Source organism: Providencia sp. Marseille-Q8014 (assembly GCF_965112055.1).
This window is the reverse complement of the sequence record NZ_CBCOPT010000001.1, coordinates 2,147,742-2,169,928: the sequence shown is the minus strand read 5'-3', so window position 1 is coordinate 2,169,928 and position 22,187 is coordinate 2,147,742. Positions and strand designations below refer to the sequence as shown.

Here is a 22,187-nt window from a genome sequence, read left to right as displayed (position 1 = left end):
TACATAGATTATGCAACATAAAAAAGCACTTACTTATTGTTAAGCAAGTGCTTTTTTTAGCTTAAACTAATCTGTTAATTAGTTTTTCATGCTGCCAACCATATCTTCAGGACGAACCCACTCGTCGAACTGTTCAGCGGTTAGATAATTCAGTTTTAAAGCTGATTCTTTCAGCGTTAACCCTTCTTTATGGGCTTTTTTAGCAATTTCAGCTGCTTTATCGTAGCCAATATGGGTATTTAGTGCAGTCACTAACATCAGTGATTCATGCAGAAGTTTTTCAATGCGCTCACGGTTTGGTTCAATACCAATCGCACAGTGCTCATTGAAGCTACGCATACCATCGGCCAAGAGGCGAATTGATTGTAAGAAATTATCAATGACCATTGGACGGAATACGTTCAGCTCAAAATTACCTGAAGCACCACCAATATTGATAGCAACATCGTTACCCATAACTTGAGCACAAAGCATCGTTAGCGCTTCGCATTGTGTTGGGTTAACTTTACCTGGCATAATTGAGCTACCTGGCTCATTTTCAGGGATTGCAATCTCACCAATACCGCAACGAGGACCAGATGCCAACCAACGAACATCATTCGCAATTTTCATCAAAGATGAAGCAAGACCTTTTAGTGCACCATGAGCGTGAACTAAAGCATCACACGTTGCTAATGCTTCAAACTTGTTAGGTGAAGTAACAAATGGTTGCCCTGTTAACTCAGCAATTTTTTTAGCGACACGTACAGCATATTCAGGGTGAGTATTTAAACCCGTACCGACCGCGGTACCGCCAAGAGCCAGTTCGCACACATGAGGTACAGAGTTTTCAATATGTTTTTCATTGTGAGCTAACATCGCTACCCAGCCAGAAATTTCTTGGCCTAACGTCAGCGGAGTTGCATCTTGTAGGTGTGTACGACCAATTTTAACGATATCTTTAAATTCTTTTGCCTTAGCATCTAATACTTTATGTAATGCTTTTAGCTCAGGAAGTAAATGTTCGCGAATAGCAACAACGGCCGCAACGTGCATAGCTGTTGGGAAGACGTCATTGGAACTTTGGCTCTTGTTAACATCATCGTTCGGGTGAATAAGACGGTCATTACCTCTTTGGCCACCTAAGATCTCACTACCACGGTTTGCAAGCACTTCATTCATATTCATGTTACTTTGAGTGCCAGAACCTGTTTGCCAGATAGCAAGAGGGAATTCTGTCGGATGCTTACCAGCGAGTACTTCGTCAGCAGCAGCGATAATCGCATCGCCACGATCTTTAGGAAGTAATCCTAAATCCATGTTAACGCTTGCAGCTGCTTTTTTAGTCACCGCTAAGGCATGGATTAAAGCAACTGGCATCTTCTCTACAGATATACGGAAATGTTCTAAAGAACGCTGGGTTTGCGCGCCCCACAACTGGTCAGCTGGTACTTCAATTGGTCCCATTGAGTCTTTTTCAATGCGAGTGGCTGCCATTACTATCTCCTTAAGTACATACACAGAATAATCGGTTTTAAAATCACCAGCTTGCAGGTAAGCTGGCAATACCCCTCTATGATGCCACACATTTAATTTCAATAATGCGACTTAACCGTGTTTATTGTATTGTAGTATCAAGGAAATAAGTTGATTTTTAGAAAAAGAGAGTTTGGCTATGCTAAAAATGATTAATAAAGTTCAAAATTATGACTGGGGAAGTAAAACTGCGCTCACACAGTTATACGCTATCCCTAACCCAGAACATTTGCCAATGGCCGAATTATGGATGGGGGCCCATCCTAAAGCGAGTTCTTATGTTGTTAACGCTAAAACCGGTCAAAAACTCTCATTAATTGATTACATTGCCAGTGATCCTGAGAAAATTCTAGGCAAAAAAGTAGCCGCGTCTTTTTCATCACGCTTGCCCTTTTTATTCAAAGTATTGTGTGCAGCAAAACCCCTTTCTGTACAGGTTCATCCGAATAAAGTTTACGCTGAGGTTGGTTTCGCTAAAGAAAATGCAGCGGGTATCCCTCTAGACTCACCTATCCGTAATTATAAAGATGATAATCATAAGCCTGAGCTAATTTATGCGCTCACCCCTTTTAAAGCGATGAATGCATTTCGCCCATTGCAAGAGATCGCCGAGTTACTTGATTTTGTTTCCGCGGCACACCCTGAAATTCAATTTTTTGTTCAATCACCGACGGAAGAAAAGCTGGCTAAATTATTTGCACAAATTCTCAGTCTTTCTGGGGAGCAGAAAGAATTAGCATTAGGTGTATTAAAAGCGGCACTTAATAGCCGCCAAGGTGAACCTTGGAATACGATAAAACAAATGGTTAGCCTTTATCCTGAAGATACTGGTTTATTTGTGCCACTTCTGCTTAATGTGATTGAGTTACAACCTGGCGAAGCGATGTTCTTATATGCAAGAACGCCACACGCATATATTGAAGGTGTAGGTTTAGAAATCATGGCAAATTCAGATAATGTCCTACGAGCTGGTTTGACCAATAAGCATATTGATGTGCCTGAATTGATAGCTAACGTTGATTTTGTTCCTAAAACAAGCAAAAGTTTACTTAGTGAACCCCAGAAATCAGGAAATATCTGTAAATACCATATACCAGTAGAAGATTTTGCATTTAATATATATTCTATTAACGGCACGGAGATAAACATAACTAATGAGACAGCTTCTATCTTATTTTGTATAGACGGTGAGTTAGTTTTGAGATCAGGCAGTGAAGAATTAAAAATCAGTTCTGGAGAATCTGTTTTTATTTCAGCCTTTGAAAAAGAAGTTCGCTTAACAGGTATAGGTGAACTTGCTCGCGTGTATAACCTTTGATTTATTTTGCGTTTTGTTCGTCTTGATTGCACGCAAAAGACGGTTTGTTAAAACTTGTACAAAATTCATTGCATGTTGAATAACGTGCTGAAAGGATGGATGTTTATAATGAAAAAGTCATTAGTTGCAGTTGGTGTTATTATTGCTGTGGGTGCTGCTTGGACAGGGGCGTCATGGTATACTGGCTCTAAAGTAGAAAAGGAATTAAACAAAGTTATCAGCAACACTAACGCATTTTTTGCTGCAAATGCGCCAGAAGCTGGACTCACATTTAAAGTTGAAAACTTTAAACGTGGCGTATTCTCATCTCAAGCAAATATCGTTATTTCAGCAGCTGAATCAGCAGGTCCTGATGAAACTATCGTTTTCAATACCGATATTGATCACGGCCCTTTCCCGCTATCACAAGTTGCTAAATTTAACCTAATGCCGAAATTAGGTGCAGCACATATTGAATTGGCAAATAACGCTTCTACAAAAGAATTATTTGAAATAACAAAAGGTAAACCTTTTATTTCAGGTGATGCTGTAATTGGTTATAGCAAAAGTATTGATTCAGATTTAGAACTGTTACCGATTGAATATTCGAAAGAAGATGCAAGTATCTCTTTCAGCGGTTCAAAAATGGTGTTCAATACGACATCTGACCTCGAAAAAGTGGATGCATCTCTAATCACTGATAATTTAGTGATTCAAAAAGCAGATAAATCTGAGGGAATGACCTTAAAAGGATTGAAATTAATCTCTAACGTAACGAAAACTCAATATGGCTTCTATACGGGTAAACAAGAGTTTGTTATCGCAGATACTGATTTTAATATCCCTGAAGTTAAATTTTCTTTCAAAAATTTAGCTATCAATTCAGATACTGTTCTTGAAAAAGAAACGGTCAAAGGGAATTTAGCTTATAGTATTGATGGACTGACAGCGCTAGGACAAAACTTAGGTTCAGGTAAAGCGGTTCTTTCAATCGATAAATTAGATGCAAAAGCATTAGGTCAATTTGTTGAGCAGTATAACAAAGCCTTAGCAGAAGGTCTGGCAAGTGGTAATCCATCCGCTGCTGGGGAACAAATTGCTATGGATATAGTCACAAAAACATTACCTCAACTGCTGCAAAGCAAACCAACCTTTTCGATTAGCCCTGCTTACTGGAAAAATGATGCTGGACAAAGCTCAATTGACTTAAGCATGACTTTCAACAAATGGAATCAAGACGAACTGACTTCATTAGCGTTGTCGAATAAGGTTGATGAAGCAGTTAAGAGCCTGTTGACCTCTTTTGACTTTAATTTCACGCTGAATAAACCTATGGCGATCGAGTTGCTTGCTCAAGCAGCTATTTTAGATCAAGGTAAAGCTGTCGATGCTGAAATCAAAAAACAGTATGTGGAACAAGCAACAGCTGAATTTGAACAAGCACAAATGATGCTGACTTCTGATATGTTCTCTTCTCCGTTTGAAGAAATGTTTATGACAGACGAAGAACGTGCTGAAAAAGCTAAGCAGAAAAAATCACCGTGGATGGTTGAAAAAGGTAATGACCTGACAATGACTATCAAATTTGCAGGTAATGATATTACTTTCAACGCGGATAAATACACTTTAGCTGACTTCTTAACTAAGATGAAGATCATGTCTAGCCCAGAAAGCACTCTGGATTATGAAGAAGAAATCATCGTTCCTGAAGTTGAAGAAGCGCCAGCTGAAGGTGCAGAAGTCGCACAACCAGCAAACTAATTTAGTTTAAAATAAATCTTAAAACGCCAGTCAATCAATTTTGACTGGCGTTTTTACATCTATACTAAGAACATATATACAACGAACTATCAGCAAGATAAAGGGATGCAATTAGTGATTAACAGACAACTGCCATTAACGGATATCCACCGCCATTTAGATGGTAATATCCGCCCTGAAACGATTCTTTCTCTCGCTCAACAGCATAATATCGCGTTGCCTGCCTATGAGCTAGAAACTCTACGCCCTCACGTACAAATCATGACGCAAGAAGCTGATTTAGTCGGATTTTTACAAAAATTAGATTGGGGAGTCGCTGTGTTAGCAGATTTAGATGCCTGCAAACGAGTGGCTCAAGAAAATGTTGAAGATGCTTATAATGCAGGCATTGACTACGCTGAACTACGTTTTTCTCCCTACTATATGGCAATGCAACACAAATTACCCATTGAAGGTGTCGTTGAAGCCGTGATTGATGGGATAATGGCGGGTTGTAAGCAGTATGATATCAAGATCAATTTAATTGGTATTTTGAGCCGGACTTTCGGACCAGAAGCTTGTTCTCAAGAATTAGCGGGTCTTCTCGCTCATCGTGATAAGCTTTGTGCGCTAGATCTTGCTGGTGACGAACTTGGTTTTCCTGGCTCCCTATTTAATACCCACTTTACCCGAGCTCGTGATGCCGGTTTGCAAATAACGGTTCATGCGGGAGAAGCGGCAGGTGCAGAGAGTATTTGGCATGCGATTAAACAGTTAGGTGCGCAAAGAATCGGTCATGGCGTTAAAGCAAATGAAGACCCAGAACTCATTGAGTACTTAGCCTCACATAAAATCGGTATTGAAAGCTGCCTGACCTCCAATATTCAAACGAGTACAGTATCATCATTATCTGCACATCCGTTGAAAATGTTTTTAAATCACGGCGTATTAGCCTCAATCAATACAGATGACCCAGCGGTTGAAGGTATTGAGCTAGACCATGAATATAATATCGCCGCTCCGATGGCAGGATTAACGCAAGCTGAAATTGAACAGGCGCAAATCAATGGATTAACGATGTCTTTTCTCAGTGAGAGCGAAAAGCAGCAATTGCGACAAAAAGCTGCCCTTCGCTAATCAGGGGATATTCCTTTTTCATTTTGGGAGGTTGGCTTAGAGAACAAACGGTTGCTAGCTATCAACTCTTGCTCTAGCGCATTAAGGCATGAGAGTTTCGAGCCGCTCTCCCGCCATAAACAACCTCCTTTAACAGTGGATAAAATCGATGTTATTGAGTTGATGGGACATAGAAATAATATATAAGATTATTATTCAATTAGTTAATAGATTGAATATTCATTTTCAACCTTACTATCCGCTGTCATTAAATGTTTAAACGGATTTTAAGATAAAGTCAGATAAGCTGTATTCTAACCCCAAACATCCCCGTTTAGGGCAGTTCAACCAAATTCTGCCCTGTTTAGCTTTTTCATTTTCATACTCAGTGGCTAATGTATGAAGTTTGTTTCCACTCATTAGTATGTTGTAACTAAATGCGAGTATTTTATCGAGTAGATACCTCTACTCGACACAGGACTAATTATTTAGCTAAGCGCTTTGCATAGCGTTGAGCAAGAACAGCGCAAACCATCAACTGTATTTGATGGAATATCATTAATGGCAATAGTATCACTCCAACGACTGAGGCTGGGAAAAGAACATTCGCCATTGGAACACCATTAGCAAGACTTTTTTTAGAGCCACAAAATACAATCGTTATTTCATCTTCTTTGCTAAATTTAAATAGGCGAGCCGCTAATGTATTGAGCACCATAACAATAAATAAAATAAGGCAACTGATTACAGCGATCATAAAGAGTGAATAGGCATCAATACGCTGCCATATCCCTTCAACGACCGCTTCACTGAATGCAACATAAACAACCAATAATATTGATGACCGGTCGGTAATATTAATTAGTTTGCGATTCCGGTTAATCCAATTCGCTAATAACGGCCTAGAAAGGTGCCCTACGACAAATGGCAACATTAGCTGTAATAAAATAGCACCAATTGCATTCAGTGTATCCATCGCTTGGCTGCCATCTTCATCCATTAAGAAGCCCACTAAGATCGGCGATAAAAAGACCCCCAAAATGCTCGATGCTGAGGCACTACAAATTGCCGCGGCAACATTCCCGCCTGCAACAGAAGTAAATGCAATTGCCGATTGTACCGTTGCAGGTAACGCGCAAAGGTAAAGGAAGCCCATGTACACGGTTGGTGACATCCAAGTTGGCACCATGAAATGCAACCCTAAACCAATAATAGGAAATAAAATAAATGTGCTAGAAAAAACCAATAAATGCAGTCGCCAGTGTCCAATTCCGGCCATGATAGATTCGCGAGACAGCTTTGCGCCATGCATAAAAAATAACAGTGCAATTGCTGCTGTCGTTAAGTATTGAAAGCCGATTTTAATCTCCCCCTCACAAGGAAATAGGCTAGCAATTACCACAACACAAATCATGATAAGCAAGAAAGGATCAATTTTAAGTTTTGCTAACAAATTCATTTTAGTACCTAACAAAGAGCCAGCTTTTGCTGGCTCATTAATTTAAAATTAATTTTAGAAATCAATATCTACAGTACGTTTTTCTTTGGCTGAAATGATACCGGCTTCAATCAGCTTCATGATTTCAATCGCTTCTTGGGGTTGTACTGGGTTTTCGGCGCCATGACGGATTGCGTCGAAAATCTTAAGGTAATAACCACCGTAATGACCTTTTTTGTTCACCCACTCTTTAGAAATCAATTCATCGCCTTGTGACAGCGTCACAACTCCGTTACGTTCATCAACACCCCAATTTTCATCGTTGGGTAACGCCCCACTTTTTAGTTTATCTTCTTGGGAATCAAGACCATATTTAACATAACTGCCTTTCATGCCATGGACGACATAAAGCGGAGATTCCGCCGCAGCCACGGTGGTAGCATGAAGAATCACTTTTTTATCTGCGTAATTAAGCAACACATGGAAATAATCGACGGCTTCTGCATTAGGGCGGATCATCGCTAAATCTGCATGAATACTGGTAGGCTTACCAAAAAATTGTAAGGCTTGATCTAATAAATGCGGGCCTAAATCATACCAAATCCCACCGCCGGCAACAGCCGATTCACGCCATCTTTGGCGTGTCACTGGACGATAGCGATCAAAATGAGATTCATAATATTTAATGTCACCTAAGCAGCCGTCAGCAAAGAGCTGTTTTAACGTCAAAAAGCCCGCATCCCAACGACGATTATGGTACACAGAAAGTATTTTTCCTGCTTTTTGGGCCTGTTGTTGTAGCGCTTCGGCTTCTTCAACAGTAACGGTAAAAGGTTTATCCACAACAACATGTTTACCTGCCGCTAGTGCTTGGCTCGCCAGCGGATAATGAGTATCGTTCGGTGTTGGAATAATAACTAATTCTATTTCAGGATTTGCAAGTAACTGTTCTGGAGAGGAGACTACCGTAACATTCGGCCAATCTGTCGTCACTTTATCTGGCTGACTGCTTGAAATTGCTGTCAGCTCATAACCTGGCAAAGTGGCAATAAAAGGTGCATGAAATGTTTTACTTGCATAACCATAACCAATAATACCCACTTTAATTGGTGCAGACATAATAACCTCATTTTATTAGTTTCCACAGAACGTATAAAAAGTATCACCATAACCAATTAATTAGCAAATAAAACTATGGTAGGATATCCATTGATTGATTCTATCAAAATAATTTTAAGTACCATTGAACACTGAAAAAAAGCATTTTAAACGCTAGCTTAGATGCTCTTAGGCAGGTAACAATATGTATTTGAATTATTATGAACTTAAATATGGAATAAATTGATATGACGCCTGTCTATGACCATCATCGAATTACGGGTTGGCTCCTTGCTCCAGCCGCCTTTATTTTAATGACATTTTTTGCTGTGTGCGCCATGGTAGTAATGTATTCCATTAAACTTTATCAAATTGTCACTACTATTGAGAATTGGTCCAGTTATATCCCGTTAGATTGGTGTTTATCATTTCTTATTACCGTTGTGATGGCTCTATTTACCGCTCATATTTTGAAATTGATGTTTATTCGTTCTAAACATTTCCCTCGCCGTTTTATTATTTGGCTATTAGTGTTATTGCTGTTGGGATTAAAAACCTTCGCCTTCGCTGCCGTTGAAGACGATATCGCACTAAAAACACTCGCTTGGCCACTTATTGGCGCGGGAGTCTTTGTGCCTTACATTAAAAATTCTGCCCGCGTGAAAATGACTTTCACACAAGATCGATAAGCATCACAAAAATAGCTTGTTATCATACGTTCAGTTTTACTGACATACGTCGGTCTTTGTTCTTTAATTTTGTTTTCAGGCTATGAAATGACTGATTATCTTTTACTATTTATTGGAACAGTGCTGGTTAATAACTTTGTGCTGGTAAAATTCCTTGGTCTGTGTCCATTTATGGGCGTATCAAAAAAACTCGAAACAGCCATTGGAATGGGCTTTGCTACGACTTTTGTCATGACACTTGCCTCCATCAGTTCTTGGCTGATGGACACGTTAATTTTAGTGCCTCTTGACCTTCTCTATCTACGCACCCTCAGCTTTATTTTAGTGATCGCCGTCGTTGTTCAGTTCACCGAAATGGTTGTCAGAAAAACCAGTCCAACACTCTACCGCTTATTAGGGATTTTTCTCCCACTCATTACAACTAACTGTGCTGTGTTAGGTGTTGCTCTGTTAAATATCAACCAGTCGCATGGTTTCTTACAGTCAGCCGTTTATGGTTTTGCTGCCGCAGTCGGCTTCTCATTGGTCATGGTTTTGTTTGCCGCTATTCGTGAGCGGCTTGCTGTTGCCGATGTCCCTGCTCCTTTTCGTGGTTCATCTATTGGCCTAGTTACTGCTGGACTTATGTCTTTAGCATTTATGGGTTTTAGTGGTTTGGTGAAATTCTAATGATGTCGTTATGGATTGCTATTGGCATTTTAGCTGTTTTGGGACTGATTTTTGGTTTAGTCCTTGGCTATGCCTCTCTACGCTTTAAAGTTGAAGAAGACCCTATTGTCGAAAAAATCGATGCGATTTTGCCTCAAAGCCAATGTGGTCAATGCAGCTACCCTGGCTGTCGTCCTTATGCGGAAGCCGTCGCTAATAATGGTGAGATGATCAATAAATGTGCCCCCGGCGGCGAGCAAGTTATGTTGAAAATTTCCGAGCTGCTGAATGTCGACCCTCAACCGATTGACGGCGATGAGAGTGCACAGAATCCCGTTCGTAAAGTTGCCATTATTGATGAGGAAAACTGTATTGGATGCACCAAATGTATCCAAGCATGCCCTGTCGATGCCATTGTTGGTGCAACCAGAGCGATGCATACCGTCATTGAAGACTTGTGTACAGGTTGTGACCTATGTGTCGCACCCTGCCCAACCGACTGTATTGAACTGGTTCCCGTGAAAACGACGACGGCAAACTGGAAATGGGATTTAAACAGTATTCCAGTTAAAAATATTCCTGTGTCAGCTAATGAACAACAGCCCAAATCACCCTTTTCTGCGGTAAAAGGTGATGCACATGTTTAATTTATTTAACTGGCTGAAAAAAGATACTATTTGGGATTTTTCAGGCGGCATACATCCACCTGAAATGAAGCTTCAATCCAGCCAAGTTCCAATGCGCGTGGCTTCAATCCCTGAGCAGCTTATTATTCCGTTACAACAGCATTTAGGCCCTGAAGGTGAGTTAATTGTTAAAGCGGGTGATCATGTACTCAAAGGCCAACCTTTAACACGTGGTGTTGGCCGAACCGTACCTGTCCATGCTTCAACGTCCGGTACAATCACCGCAATTAAACCGATGGTTACCGCTCATCCTTCTGGCTTAAAAGAACTGTCGGTTTGCCTCAACGCTGATGGCGAAGATACTTGGTGCGAATTATTTCCTGAGCCTAATTATTTACAACTCACCCCAGCGCAATTATTGCAAAAAATTGAACAAGCAGGTATCGCCGGACTTGGGGGAGCAGGCTTTCCAACAGCCTCTAAGCTTGCTGGGGGGAAAGATGCGATCAAGACCTTAATTGTGAATGCCGCGGAATGTGAACCTTATATCACCGCGGATGATCGCCTCATGCAAGAACATGCGGATGAGGTCATCGAAGGCTGTCGCGTTTTGCAACACCTACTCAATCCTGATCAAATTCTTATTGGTATTGAAGACAATAAGCCAGACGCTATTGCGGCTTTAAAAAAAGCAATAACCACTCATGATAAGCATATTTTTATTCGGGTCATTCCGACTAAATATCCTTCTGGCGGAGCCAAACAGCTTACTAAAATTTTGACGGGTAAAGAGGTTCCCTCCGGTGCTCGTTCATCTCAAATCGGCGTATTAATGCAGAACGTGGGAACGGTGGTTGCAATAAAACGAGCCGTGATTGATGGTCAACCTTTAATCGAACGTGTCGTGACCGTAACGGGTGAGTCGATCGCCTCTCCGGGTAACTTTTGGACTCGTCTAGGTACCCCTGTACAACACCTTTTACAACAGACGGGTTTTACGCCTGCAACTGAGCAAATGGTCATTATGGGTGGCCCATTAATGGGGTTTACTTTGCCTGACCTTAACGCGCCCGTTGTTAAGATTTGTAACTGTTTACTGGTTCCTAGTATCGAAGAGGTTGGGCAAAAGCCTCTTGAAGAAGCGTGTATTCGTTGTGGTTTATGTGTTGATGCATGCCCTGCTGCTCTGCTCCCTCAGCAACTGTATTGGTTCAGTAAAGGTAAAGAGCATGAGAAAGCACAGAAGCATAACCTATTTGATTGTATAGAATGCGGCGCTTGCGCCTATGTTTGTCCAAGTAATATTCCACTCGTGCAATATTACCGACAAGAAAAAGCAGAAATACGTGAGATTAAGCAAGAGGAACGACGGGCAGCAGAAGCAAAATTACGTTTTGAAGCGAAACAGCAGCGGATGGAACGCGAAAAACTGGCCCGAGAAGAACGCCATAAAAAATCAGCTGTTCAAGTGGAGGCATCCGATAAAGATGCTGTTGCCGCAGCCCTTGCTCGTGTAAAAGCCAAAAAATCAGCTGCCACATCCGCAATTGATGTCATTGTAGGTGCAGAGCCTGATAACAGTGCGGTTATTGCCGCAAGAGCGGCACGTAAAGAGCAAGCGAGAGCAAAACAGGCCGAGAAACAAGCCGCTACAATGATAGCAGAAGATAATACTAACGACCCACGTAAGGCTGCCGTAGCCGCTGCACTTGCTCGCGCTAAGGCGAGAAAAGCCGCGGCCGCGCAAGAAAGCAAAGGTGACACTGTCACTCAACCTACGGAAGCAAACGAGGGGAATGATCCGCGTAAAGCAGCGGTTGCTGCGGCTATTGCTCGTGCGAAAGCCAAGAAAGCGGCTCAACAGGAGACTATCGCCTCAGAGAACGTAGACCCAACCAGCGCTGACGAACCGGCTGAGGTTGATCCACGTAAGGCTGCGGTTGCTGCGGCTATTGCTCGTGCAAAAGCCAAGAAAGCGGCTCAACAGGAGACTATCGCCTCAGAGAACGTAGAACCAACCGGCGCTGACGAACCGGCTGAGGTTGATCCACGTAAGGCAGCGGTTGCCGCCGCTATTGCCCGTGCTAAAGCCAAAAAAGCGGCTCAACAGGAGGCTACCACCTCAGAGAGCGCAGAGCCAACTAGCGCTGACGAACCGGCTGAGGTTGATCCACGTAAGGCTGCGGTTGCCGCCGCTATTGCTCGTGCGAAAGCCAAAAAAGCGGCTCAACAGGAGGCTACCGCCTCAGAGAACGCAGAGCCAACCAGCGCTGACGAACCAGCTGAGGTTGATCCGCGCAAGGCAGCGGTTGCCGCCGCTATTGCTCGTGCGAAAGCCAAAAAAGCGGCTCAACAGGAGGCTACTGCCTCGGAGAGCGCAGAGCCAACCAGCGCTGACGAACCAGCTGAGGTTGATCCACGTAAGGCAGCGGTTGCCGCCGCTATTGCCCGTGCGAAAGCCAAGAAAGCGGCTCAACAGGAGGCTACCGCCTCAGAGAGCGCAGAGCCAACCAGCGCTGACGAACCGGCTGAGGTTGATCCACGTAAGGCTGCGATTGCCGCCGCTATTGCTCGTGCGAAAGCCAAGAAAGCGGCTCAACAGGAGGCTACTGCCTCAGAGAGCGCAGAGCCAACCAGCGCTGACGAACCGGCTGAGGTTGATCCGCGTAAGGCAGCGGTTGCTGCGGCCATTGCCCGTGCGAAAGCCAAAAAAGCAGCACAAGATAAAGCACAACTTATCGCGAAAGCCGATGAAGAGGAAATGCTTTCCCCTGCTGCTGAGCAGCCAATTGAAGAAGAAACAGATCCTCGTAAAGTCGCCGTTGCCGCAGCGATAGCTCGTGTAAAAGCGAAACAGGCTCAAAAACAAAACGAACAAACCATGACAGAGTAAGTGATTAAATACCATGAAATTTAGGCCTATTGACCCAAATAATCGCCGTTTAAAAATTGCAAGCGCTCCATTTACCCATGATAATCAAAGCACTAGCCTTGTTATGCTATGGGTGATATTGGCCGCTTTGCCTGGTATTGCGGCACAAATTTACTTTTTTGGTATTGGTACTCTCTATCAAATTGTTTTAGCCATAATCACGGCCATTATCGTCGAGGGCATTGCTATTCGCCTTCGTCAAAAGCCTGTATTGAATGTACTCAAAGATAACTCTGCGGTTGTAACGGCGCTATTATTAGGTATTAGCCTACCGCCATTAGCGCCGTGGTGGATGATCGTTTTAGGAACAGCTTTCGCGATAATTATTGCAAAACAATGCTATGGTGGATTAGGACAAAATCCATTTAACCCTGCTATGGTCGGTTATGTTGTACTCTTAATTTCATTTCCCGTACAAATGACCAGTTGGTTACCTCCCCATGAGTTACAAACTTTAAATATCAATGCATTAGAAAGTCTATCAATTATTTTTACAGGGCATACCCCAACTGGAGTTACGCTTGATACCTTACGAATGGGTGTCGATGGAATGAGCCAAGCAACCCCATTAGACAGTTTTAAAACAGGGCTTTTAACTCATCCTATTTCAGATGTTTTACAGCAGCCTATTTTGCAAGGCTCTCTCGCTGGTATTGGCTGGCAATGGGTGAATATTGCCTATTTAGTCGGTGGCGTAATCATGTTGAATCGCCGTATTATCAGTTGGCAAATCCCTGTTGCATTTCTCGCTACATTGGCATTTTGTGCAATCGTAAGCTGGTTAATCGATTCTGGGCGCTACTCTCCACCTTTAGTGCAATTACTCTCAGGCGCAACTATGTTAGGGGCTTTCTTTATTGCAACTGACCCGGTAACAGCCTCCACAACACCAAAAGGTCGCCTAATTTATGGTGTGATGATTGGTTTATTAGTGTGGTTAATTCGTGTTTATGGTGGTTATCCCGATGCCGTCGCTTTTGCTGTCTTATTAACCAACATTACCGTTCCTCTCATTGACCACTATACGCAACCCCGTGCATACGGGCATGGACATAAGTAAGGAGGCTGTATGTTGAATACGATGCGCCGTCATGGGGCTATTTTGGCGCTATTTGCAGCAGGTACAACGGCTCTCAGTGCTACGGTTTATACGTTAACTAAGGATACCATTGCTCAACAAGCAGCGATTGTGCAAAAGCAATTACTTGACCAAGTCGTACCAACCCGTTTATATGATAATAATTTTGGACAAGAGTGTTATTTAGTCGGTGCTGAGGCCCAACTTGGCGGTAAACAACCCCATCGACTGTACATTGCACGAAAGAATGGTGAACCTGTCGCCGCCGCTCTCGAATCGATTGCGCCTGATGGCTATTCTGGCGCGATACATCTATTAGTTGGCGCTGATTTTAACGGTAATGTCCTTGGTGTTAGGGTGACTGAACATCATGAAACCCCCGGACTCGGCGATAAAATTGAAACTCGAATTTCCGATTGGATCACGCTATTAACAGGTAACGTTGCTTCTGAGCAGGACCCTAAATGGGCGGTAAAAAAAGATGGTGGTAATTTTGATCAATTTACGGGTGCGACAATAACGCCAAGAGCGGTTGTGAATGCCACTAAGCGCACTGCTGTTTTTATGCAAAAAATACCACAAAATCTATCAAGTTACCCAATTTGTGGAGCTGAATAATCATGAGTGAATCTAAAGAACTTTTTGCCCAAGGCTTATGGAAAAATAACTCAGCGCTGGTACAACTTTTAGGGCTATGCCCTTTACTCGCGGTTTCATCAACAGCAACCAATGCACTAGGACTTGGGCTTGCCACAACACTGGTATTAATCTGTACCAATGTGGCTGTCTCGGCATTTCGTCGTTGGGTACCGAGTGAAATCCGTATACCTATTTATGTCATGATTATTGCTTCTGTTGTTAGCGCCGTACAGATGTTAATTAATGCTTATGCTTTCGGCCTCTATGAGTCTTTAGGCATTTTTATCCCCCTAATTGTGACAAACTGTATTGTTATTGGCCGCGCGGAAGCCTATGCATCAAGGAATCCAGTGCCACTTTCAGCCGTTGATGGACTTGCTATGGGATTAGGGGCTACCGCGGCTTTACTTGTTCTCGGCGCTATGCGTGAAATTTTAGGCAATGGCACGTTATTTGATGGTGCAGATTTACTTTTAGGGCCATGGGCTAAATCATTAAGAATTGAAGTGTTACAGCTTGACTCTCCGTTTTTACTCGCTATGCTGCCACCGGGTGCTTTTATCGGTCTAGCATTAATGCTTGCGGGTAAATATTTAATTGATGAAAAAATGAAAAAACGAGCCGCTCTCAAGTCAGGTCTGCAACCTGAACGTGAATACCCAAAAGAACAAGGATGCGGCAGCCATATTTCTAGATAAAATTGATTGTGAGCTATGAATAAATCAAAACGTATTGAGATATTAACTCGTTTACGCGATAACAATCCCAATCCAACAACGGAATTACAATTTAATTCCCCTTTCGAGCTGCTGATCGCTGTTTTGCTATCAGCACAAGCCACGGATGTTAGTGTTAACAAAGCAACCGCTAAATTATATCCGGTAGCAAATACACCTGAAGCTATGTTGGCGCTAGGTGTTGATGGCATCAAAGAATATATAAAAACCATTGGGCTATTTAACACCAAAGCGGAAAGTGTGATTAAAACTTGTAAGATCTTAATTGAAAAACATAACAGCCAAGTGCCCGAAGATCGTGCCGCGCTCGAAGCCTTACCTGGCGTGGGTCGCAAAACGGCCAATGTTGTTCTAAATACCGCATTTGGCTGGCCAACTATCGCTGTTGATACCCATATTTTTAGGGTCTGTAATCGAACTAACTTTGCACCGGGTAAAAATGTTGTCGAAGTGGAAGAAAAGCTCCTAAAAGTCGTCCCCGCTGAGTTTAAAGTCGATTGCCACCATTGGTTTATTTTGCATGGTCGCTATACCTGTATTGCTCGTAAGCCTCGTTGTGGTTCTTGCATTATCGAAGACTTATGCGAATTTAAAGATAAAGTTTACCCTGAAAATTAATATTACACTGCTCCCAGTAATTTGTTCACGATGCAATTTTTTCTTGCTCTAAGACTTTGTCTTACGTAACAATGGGAGTCAAACTCAACCTCCATAAAAACGGTAAGTATGTTTCAAGACAACCCATTGCTCGCGCAACTCAAACAGCAGCTACATTCTCAAACCCCACGAGTTGAGGGTTTGATAAAAAGTACCGACAAAGGTTTCGGTTTTCTCGAAGTAGATGGACAAAAAAGCTACTTTGTACCTCCTCCGCAGATGAAGAAAGTCATGCATGGTGACCGTGTTGTGGCTGCCATTCATACCGATAAAGACCGTGAATTCGCTGAGCCAGAAGAACTTGTCGAACCTTTTCTCACGCGTTTTGTAGGTCGAATTCAGAAAAAAGATAATGATAACCGTTTATTCGTTATTCCAGATCATCCGCTACTAAAAGATACGATTTCTTGCCGCCCAACCAAAGACGTTACCCATGAATTTGCACAAGGAGATTGGGTTGTTGCTGAAATGCGTCGTCACCCCTTAAAAGGTGATAAAGGTTTTTACGCTGACATTACAGAATTCATTACGGATGGTGAAGACCATTTTGCGCCTTGGTGGGTAACACTGCGTCGTCATCAACTTGATCGTGCAGAGCCACAAATGGTGGATAGTGAACGTGACGATGAAGGCATTGAACGCATTGACCTCACTCACCTTCATTTTGTCACTATCGATAGTGCCAGCACGGAAGATATGGATGATGCGCTCTATGTTGAAAGAACCCCTGAAGGTAATCTAAAGCTTTATATTGCTATTGCCGATCCAACCAGTTATATCAAAGAAGGCAGTGAATTAGATAAACTGGCTTTGGCACGTTCTTATACCAATTATCTTCCTGGTTTTAACATTCCAATGCTACCTCGTGAGCTATCCGACAACCTATGCTCTTTGCGCCCTAATGAGCAGCGCCCTGCACTTGTCTGTGCCACGACGATATTAGCAGATGGCAGTATCGCTGAAGATATTCAATTCTTTAGTGCTTGGGTTGAGTCTAAATCTAAATTGGTTTACGACGAAGTTTCTGATTGGTTGGAAAAAACAGGTAGTTGGCAGCCAGCTAATCCAGCGGATCAACAACAGATCGAGTTACTAAAAGAGATGGCTGATAAACGCCATCAATGGCGTCAACAAAATGCACTGGTGTTTAAAGATCGCCCTGATTATCGTTTCCTATTAGATGATAAAGGCAATGTCATTGATATCATTGTAGAAAGCCGCCGTACAGCAAATCGTATTGTCGAAGAAGCCATGATAACGGCTAACCTGTGTGCAGCAATACAACTGAAAAACAGCTTAGGTTTTGGTGTATTTAATGTCCACATGGGCTTTGAACCATTACAAATTGACCAAGTTGTACAAACGTTGAAAGATCATGGTATCGAAACGACCGCGGACGCATTGCTAACTTTGGAAGGTTTCCGTCAACTACGTCGTCAGTTAGATGCACAACCGACCCAATTCTTAGACAGTCGTATCCGCCGCTTCCAAACATTTGCTGAGGTGAAAAGTGAACCCGGCCCGCATTTTGGCTTAGGTTTTGACGCTTACGCAACTTGGACATCACCGATCCGTAAATATACAGACATCGTTAACCATCGGTTATTAAAGTCTGTGATTGCTGGCGAGCCTTCAACGAATAAGCCAACAGAAGAGTTGTCAATAAAATTAGCTGAACGCCGCCGTGCAAACCGCATGGCTGAACGCGATGTCGGTGATTGGCTATATGCGCGTTTCTTAAAGCCATTTGAGGGGACTGACCAAGTTTTCCCAGCGGAGATCATCGATATTACTCGTGGTGGTGTTCGTGTCCGACTCACCGATAATGGTGCTGTTGCTTTTATCCCAGCGCCGTTCTTACATGCTGTGCGCGACGAAATACAATGTAGCCAAGAAACGGGCAGCGTATTAATTAAAGGTGAACCTGCGTACAAACTCAACGATATTATTCATGTCAATATCGCCGAAGTGCGTATGGAAACACGTAATATCGTTGCTCGCCCCGCCGCATAATTCTTTTTAATACTATACTATAAATATGCTACTGATTTTATCAGTAGCATATTGTTTTATTGCCGTCTTATTTAGTCTACAACACTTAGTTATATTTCCGTTTTTTATAGATATTAATTCCCGATAATTCTGATTCGTATAATTACTGATTGTGATAATTTGGTTACGTCCACAAAACTCGGAGTCACTAAAATGAACACGACAAGTAAACGCGTTACGACATTCGCTTTAGCCACTATTATCGCTATTAGCCTGAGTGCATGCTCAAATATGTCAAAACGAGACAAGAATACCGCTGTAGGTGCTGGCGTAGGTGCCGTAGGTGGGGCAATCCTAACGGGAGGTAGCACACTAGGAACTGTTGGTGGCGCTGCTGTTGGTGGGATTATTGGACATCAAGTCGGAAAATAAATTCATGGCTAAGGGGCTTTCCCCTTAGCCTGTACTACGATCAGCCACCCGCTAACTTAACGTGATAGCCTTTTGCTTCTAAAAGTTGTTTGATTATGTCGCGTTTATCGCCTTGGATCTCAATATCACCGTCTTTTACTGAGCCGCCACAACCGCACTTTTTCTTCAATTCCGCAGCCAGTTTTGCCAGTTCGCCATCGTCTAGGTCAAGTCCGGTAACAATACAAACGCCCTTACCTTTACGCCCAGCCGTTTCACGACGGATCCTAACAATACCGTCTCCTTTAGGCCGTTGGATTTTAGGCTTCTCTTGTTCTATTCGCCCACTCTCAGTGCTATAGACTAGGCGACTATTTGAATCACTCATACTCAAGCCTTAATCGATTGGTTGATTTGCTGTAATGCTAATGCAGGGTTATCGCTACGAGTGATCGGCCGACCAATCACCATATAATCAACCCCTGCTTGTAATGCATCTTGTGGCGTCATGATACGACGTTGGTCACCCACATCACTTCCTACAGGGCGAATACCTGGCGTGACTAATTTAAAATCACGACCACACAATGATTTCAATCTTTTTGCTTCGTGCGCTGAACACACGACACCATCTAAACCACACTCTTTCGTCAATAATGCCAAACGTTCAGCATGCTCTGCCGGTGTTGCATTAATACCAACCCCCAGCAAATCAGATTGATCCATACTGGTTAAAACGGTAACTGCTGTTAATAATGGCGCTTCTTTACCATAAGGCTCTAATGCTTTTCGGGCGGCTTCCATCATACGGCTGCCACCACCTGCATGAACGTTCACCATCCAAACCCCCATCTCTGCTGCCGCAGCGACTGCACGAGCAACGGTATTTGGGATATCGTGGAATTTCAAATCAAGGAAAACCTCAAAGCCTCGTTGATGCAGTGACTTGACAAAGTGCGGGCCATTAAAGGTAAACATCTCTTTACCGACTTTCAAACGGCATTCACGGGGATCAATTAGGTCAACAAACGCCAATGCAGCGTCTACATCTTCATAGTCGAGTGCAACAATGACTGGCGAGTGAGTAGATACACGAGCGTGGTTTTCTGTTGAAGAAATCATTTAGTTGTAGCCTTAATCATATTTGGTAAAAAGTGACACTGTCACTGTCCATCTAATCCACGAATTGGTTTGATTGTGTCCCATGAACGGCAAGATGGGCAATGCCAATATAACGAATGTGAGGTAAAACCACATTTGTGGCAACGGTAATCGGGTTTAGTTCTAATTTGCTCACCTACCATTTTGCGTAACAGGATTAAGCTTTCTTTTGCTCGCCCTTCTTCCGCTTCTTGTAGGTGGTAATCCATTAAGCGATAAAATAATCGCATGGTGGGATGGCGTTGAATCTGATCATTAATATAACTTGCAGCAGCCTCATGATTCTGTTTATCAACAATAATATCGGCTAAGTAAAGTTCAGCAATTGCGCCCGTATTGCCAGCAACACATTGACGTAAGTACGTTTCCCAATCTTCGATATTCGCAGTTTGTTGGTAGCAATCATGCAATAAAGGCAAGGTTTCAGCCACCAGCTCTCTGTCTTGTTCATAAACTTGTTTTAGGACCGCAATGGCTTTGTCATACTGCCCTTGCTCAATAAAAATGCGCCCTTTCATAATCGACACACGAGCACAGGTTTTATCGGCCTGTTCTGCCTTATTGAGTAAGCTTAATGCACCATCAAGGTCGTCACTGCTAAGATGTTGGCTAGCTAGCTCACAATAGAAATGCGCAATATTTTCACGTTGATCTTCATTACCCAATTTAACTAATTTGGTGGCAATCTCGATAGCCTTACTCCATTCACTAGTCAGTTGGAAAATACTGAGTAATGACTGCAAGGCATTTTGCTTAAAATCGACCTCATCAGTTAATTGCTGAAACATATTTTCAGCGCGATCATAAACCCCTGCCGCCATATAATCACGGCCGAGTTGCTGAGTGGCTAAAAGACGTTGTTCAAAAGATAATGATGCACTTTCAACAAGCGATTGATGAATTCGGATTGCTCGTTCAACCTCACCTCGGGAGCGAAATAAATTACCTAATGTGAGATGTGCTTCAAATGCGGAGCTATCCTCTTTCAACATATCGAGAAAGAGGTCAACAGCTTTATCTTGCTGATTTGACAAAAGAAAGTTAACACCCGTCACATAGTCTCGTGACAGGCGATTAGCATGTTGCTGCTTGTCTTGTTGAGCGCTTCGACGCCCCATATACCAGCCGTATGCAGCCGCGACAGGTAACAACAGAAACAGCAGCTCAAACATACAAGTTTATTCCTTGTTCTTCTGAGCCACAATTTCTGTAGAATCAGAGAATGTTTTATCATCCACACTCAGTTGGGATTCAAGGCGTTTGATTTTACGGCGCGCATTTTTCAGGCTAACCACCGCACGCAAATAAAACAGCCCTGCAACTAACCAACCGAGCACAAAACCGACCCCAAACAACGAAGCCAAAAGCGAAGATAATGCAAAATCTCCCTGCGCAATCAGATAGTTAAATGTAATCACCTGATTATTGCTTGAGCCTAGCGTTATTGAAATGATAAAAATCACAACAGCTAGTAATAATATCAGAAAATATTTCACATTCTTTCCCGTTATCCGTTTTTATGAAATGAAATTATCTACCTGATAAGGTAGCATTTCTGGCGCACTCAGACAAAGTAATTTATCTTATACGCCGACTTTGCTGATGCCTTATGGCGCTTATTTAAGCGACTTTTGTGCTATCACTCGCGACTTATGCTCGCTCTTTTAATACAGCACATGCCACCAAGGCTAGAATCGCGCTAATGATAATGGAGGCAATAGCATCAACTGGCCAATGCATTCCTAGTAGCAATCGACTCAAAACAATCCCTTCAGCCCACACAGCAATTATCACTGAAAGTAGATATTGCCTACGCTGCCAAAATAGCCCGATCAATAATAACGCCCAACCTGCGGCAAATAAAACATGGCCTGATGGAAATGAATACCCTGTTTCAGCCTGCCAATGTTTCCGTTGCCATGACGGAACCTGAGCATTTTCTGTAACAAACTGTTTAATTACCTCAGCCCGTTGTTTTCTTTTTAATTCATAAAAATCTGAATTCGAAATGCCATACTCTTTTTCTAACCAAACCACATAAGGTCGTGGTTCTTGGAGACTGTTTTTAACAATCCCTTTGATACCTTGTCCCGCAAGAATACAACAGATAATCACGATCCCCCATAAAATGGTGTGTTTTAATTTGAGCTTACAAACATAAAAAGTCAGAGCGAGTAAAACGGTTGAGGTTATTAGGCTATAAGGGAGCCCCGCAGTTTCGGTTAACCAAAACAGCCATTTAATCGATTCTACTTTCGATGACGGCAGCCAATACCAGCCGCTCATCCACAGTACGGTAGGCGGAATAAGTAATAAAACAGCAAAAGCGATGATGGGATATATTGATCTATTCATTTTATGCTATTTATGCCTGTTGAGTATTTGAATTAATAAAATTTGATTCACAAGTGAT

Annotated in this window: 21 protein-coding genes; 13 read left to right on the top strand and 8 right to left on the bottom strand. The window is 42.6% G+C overall.

Going from position 1 to position 22,187, the window contains the following annotated elements; genetic code table 11:
- Window positions 1-78 precede the first annotated feature (78 nt).
- Window positions 79-1,476: a class II fumarate hydratase gene (gene fumC, locus ACWPW6_RS09515; RefSeq protein WP_154624821.1), complete on the bottom strand. Its 1,398-nt coding sequence runs from the start codon at window positions 1,474-1,476 to the stop codon at window positions 79-81.
- Between the two features lie 178 nt (window positions 1,477-1,654).
- Here fumC and manA point away from each other — a divergent pair, with 178 nt between their 5' ends.
- The 3 genes from manA to add all read left to right on the top strand — a co-directional run bounded on the left by manA (window position 1,655) and on the right by add (window position 5,689).
- Window positions 1,655-2,833, top strand: coding sequence for a mannose-6-phosphate isomerase (gene manA / locus ACWPW6_RS09510; protein ID WP_247047036.1), 1,179 nt, complete (start codon window positions 1,655-1,657; stop codon window positions 2,831-2,833).
- A gap of 108 nt (window positions 2,834-2,941) precedes the next feature.
- The gene (locus tag ACWPW6_RS09505) at window positions 2,942-4,573 is read left to right on the top strand and encodes a YdgA family protein (RefSeq protein WP_250000459.1); all 1,632 of its coding nucleotides are present in this window, start codon (window positions 2,942-2,944) and stop codon (window positions 4,571-4,573) included.
- Between the two features lie 114 nt (window positions 4,574-4,687).
- Window positions 4,688-5,689 carry an adenosine deaminase gene (gene add, locus ACWPW6_RS09500; protein WP_247047038.1) on the top strand — a complete coding sequence of 334 codons (1,002 nt, stop codon included), beginning with the start codon at window positions 4,688-4,690 and terminating at the stop codon, window positions 5,687-5,689.
- Between the two features lie 463 nt (window positions 5,690-6,152).
- Here the strand turns inward: add and ACWPW6_RS09495 are convergent, their stop codons facing one another.
- On the bottom strand, window positions 6,153-7,127 hold the full coding sequence (locus ACWPW6_RS09495) for a bile acid:sodium symporter family protein (RefSeq protein ID WP_154624825.1): 975 nt from the start codon (window positions 7,125-7,127) through the stop codon (window positions 6,153-6,155).
- Window positions 7,128-7,181: 54 nt separating this feature from the next.
- Window positions 7,182-8,225, bottom strand: coding sequence for an oxidoreductase (locus tag ACWPW6_RS09490; RefSeq protein WP_154624826.1), 1,044 nt, complete (start codon window positions 8,223-8,225; stop codon window positions 7,182-7,184).
- Between the two features lie 227 nt (window positions 8,226-8,452).
- Between ACWPW6_RS09490 and ACWPW6_RS09485 the strand changes: the two genes are divergently transcribed.
- The 10 genes from ACWPW6_RS09485 (at window position 8,453) to osmB (ending at window position 18,634) form a co-directional block, all read left to right on the top strand.
- A complete protein-coding gene (locus tag ACWPW6_RS09485; protein WP_250000457.1) occupies window positions 8,453-8,893 on the top strand; it encodes a DUF2569 domain-containing protein in 441 nt (146 codons plus the stop codon).
- 87 nt (window positions 8,894-8,980) lie between these two features.
- Window positions 8,981-9,562, top strand: coding sequence for an electron transport complex subunit RsxA (rsxA, locus tag ACWPW6_RS09480; protein ID WP_154624828.1), 582 nt, complete (start codon window positions 8,981-8,983; stop codon window positions 9,560-9,562).
- Window positions 9,562-10,188, top strand: a complete 627-nt coding sequence (rsxB, locus tag ACWPW6_RS09475; RefSeq protein ID WP_154624829.1) for an electron transport complex subunit RsxB — start codon at window positions 9,562-9,564, stop codon at window positions 10,186-10,188. The genes rsxA and rsxB overlap by 1 nt, the downstream gene beginning before the upstream one ends.
- Entirely contained in the window at window positions 10,181-13,060 is a 2,880-nt protein-coding gene (rsxC, locus tag ACWPW6_RS09470) for an electron transport complex subunit RsxC (RefSeq protein WP_250000455.1), read from the top strand. The genes rsxB and rsxC overlap by 8 nt, the downstream gene beginning before the upstream one ends.
- A 13-nt stretch (window positions 13,061-13,073) precedes the next feature.
- Window positions 13,074-14,159, top strand: coding sequence for an electron transport complex subunit RsxD (gene rsxD / locus ACWPW6_RS09465; RefSeq protein ID WP_250000454.1), 1,086 nt, complete (start codon window positions 13,074-13,076; stop codon window positions 14,157-14,159).
- A 9-nt stretch (window positions 14,160-14,168) separates the two neighbouring features.
- Window positions 14,169-14,795, top strand: a complete 627-nt coding sequence (gene rsxG / locus ACWPW6_RS09460; RefSeq protein WP_247047040.1) for an electron transport complex subunit RsxG — start codon at window positions 14,169-14,171, stop codon at window positions 14,793-14,795.
- A 2-nt stretch (window positions 14,796-14,797) separates the two neighbouring features.
- The gene (locus tag ACWPW6_RS09455; RefSeq protein ID WP_154624603.1) at window positions 14,798-15,514 is read left to right on the top strand and encodes an electron transport complex subunit E; all 717 of its coding nucleotides are present in this window, start codon (window positions 14,798-14,800) and stop codon (window positions 15,512-15,514) included.
- Between the two features lie 15 nt (window positions 15,515-15,529).
- On the top strand, window positions 15,530-16,171 hold the full coding sequence (nth, locus tag ACWPW6_RS09450; RefSeq protein ID WP_154624602.1) for an endonuclease III: 642 nt from the start codon (window positions 15,530-15,532) through the stop codon (window positions 16,169-16,171).
- Window positions 16,172-16,279: 108 nt separating this feature from the next.
- Window positions 16,280-18,223, top strand: a complete 1,944-nt coding sequence (locus ACWPW6_RS09445) for an exoribonuclease II (RefSeq protein ID WP_250000452.1) — start codon at window positions 16,280-16,282, stop codon at window positions 18,221-18,223.
- 192 nt (window positions 18,224-18,415) lie between these two features.
- Complete coding sequence (gene osmB, locus ACWPW6_RS09440) at window positions 18,416-18,634, top strand: osmotically-inducible lipoprotein OsmB (RefSeq protein WP_154624600.1); 219 nt, start codon at window positions 18,416-18,418, stop codon at window positions 18,632-18,634.
- Between the two features lie 40 nt (window positions 18,635-18,674).
- Here the strand turns inward: osmB and yciH are convergent, their stop codons facing one another.
- The 5 genes from yciH to pgpB all read right to left on the bottom strand — a co-directional run bounded on the left by yciH (window position 18,675) and on the right by pgpB (window position 22,129).
- Window positions 18,675-19,001, bottom strand: coding sequence for a stress response translation initiation inhibitor YciH (gene yciH / locus ACWPW6_RS09435; RefSeq protein WP_154624599.1), 327 nt, complete (start codon window positions 18,999-19,001; stop codon window positions 18,675-18,677).
- A gap of 2 nt (window positions 19,002-19,003) precedes the next feature.
- The gene (gene pyrF / locus ACWPW6_RS09430; RefSeq protein ID WP_154624598.1) at window positions 19,004-19,735 is read right to left on the bottom strand and encodes an orotidine-5'-phosphate decarboxylase; all 732 of its coding nucleotides are present in this window, start codon (window positions 19,733-19,735) and stop codon (window positions 19,004-19,006) included.
- Between the two features lie 41 nt (window positions 19,736-19,776).
- Window positions 19,777-20,946 (bottom strand): lipopolysaccharide assembly protein LapB, encoded by a 1,170-nt coding sequence (gene lapB / locus ACWPW6_RS09425; protein ID WP_250000450.1) that lies wholly within the window; start codon window positions 20,944-20,946, stop codon window positions 19,777-19,779.
- Window positions 20,947-20,952: 6 nt separating this feature from the next.
- A complete protein-coding gene (locus tag ACWPW6_RS09420) occupies window positions 20,953-21,270 on the bottom strand; it encodes a LapA family protein (RefSeq protein WP_163861572.1) in 318 nt (105 codons plus the stop codon).
- Between the two features lie 154 nt (window positions 21,271-21,424).
- Window positions 21,425-22,129: a phosphatidylglycerophosphatase B gene (pgpB, locus tag ACWPW6_RS09415; RefSeq protein WP_250000448.1), complete on the bottom strand. Its 705-nt coding sequence runs from the start codon at window positions 22,127-22,129 to the stop codon at window positions 21,425-21,427.
- Between the last annotated feature and the right edge of the window lie 58 nt (window positions 22,130-22,187).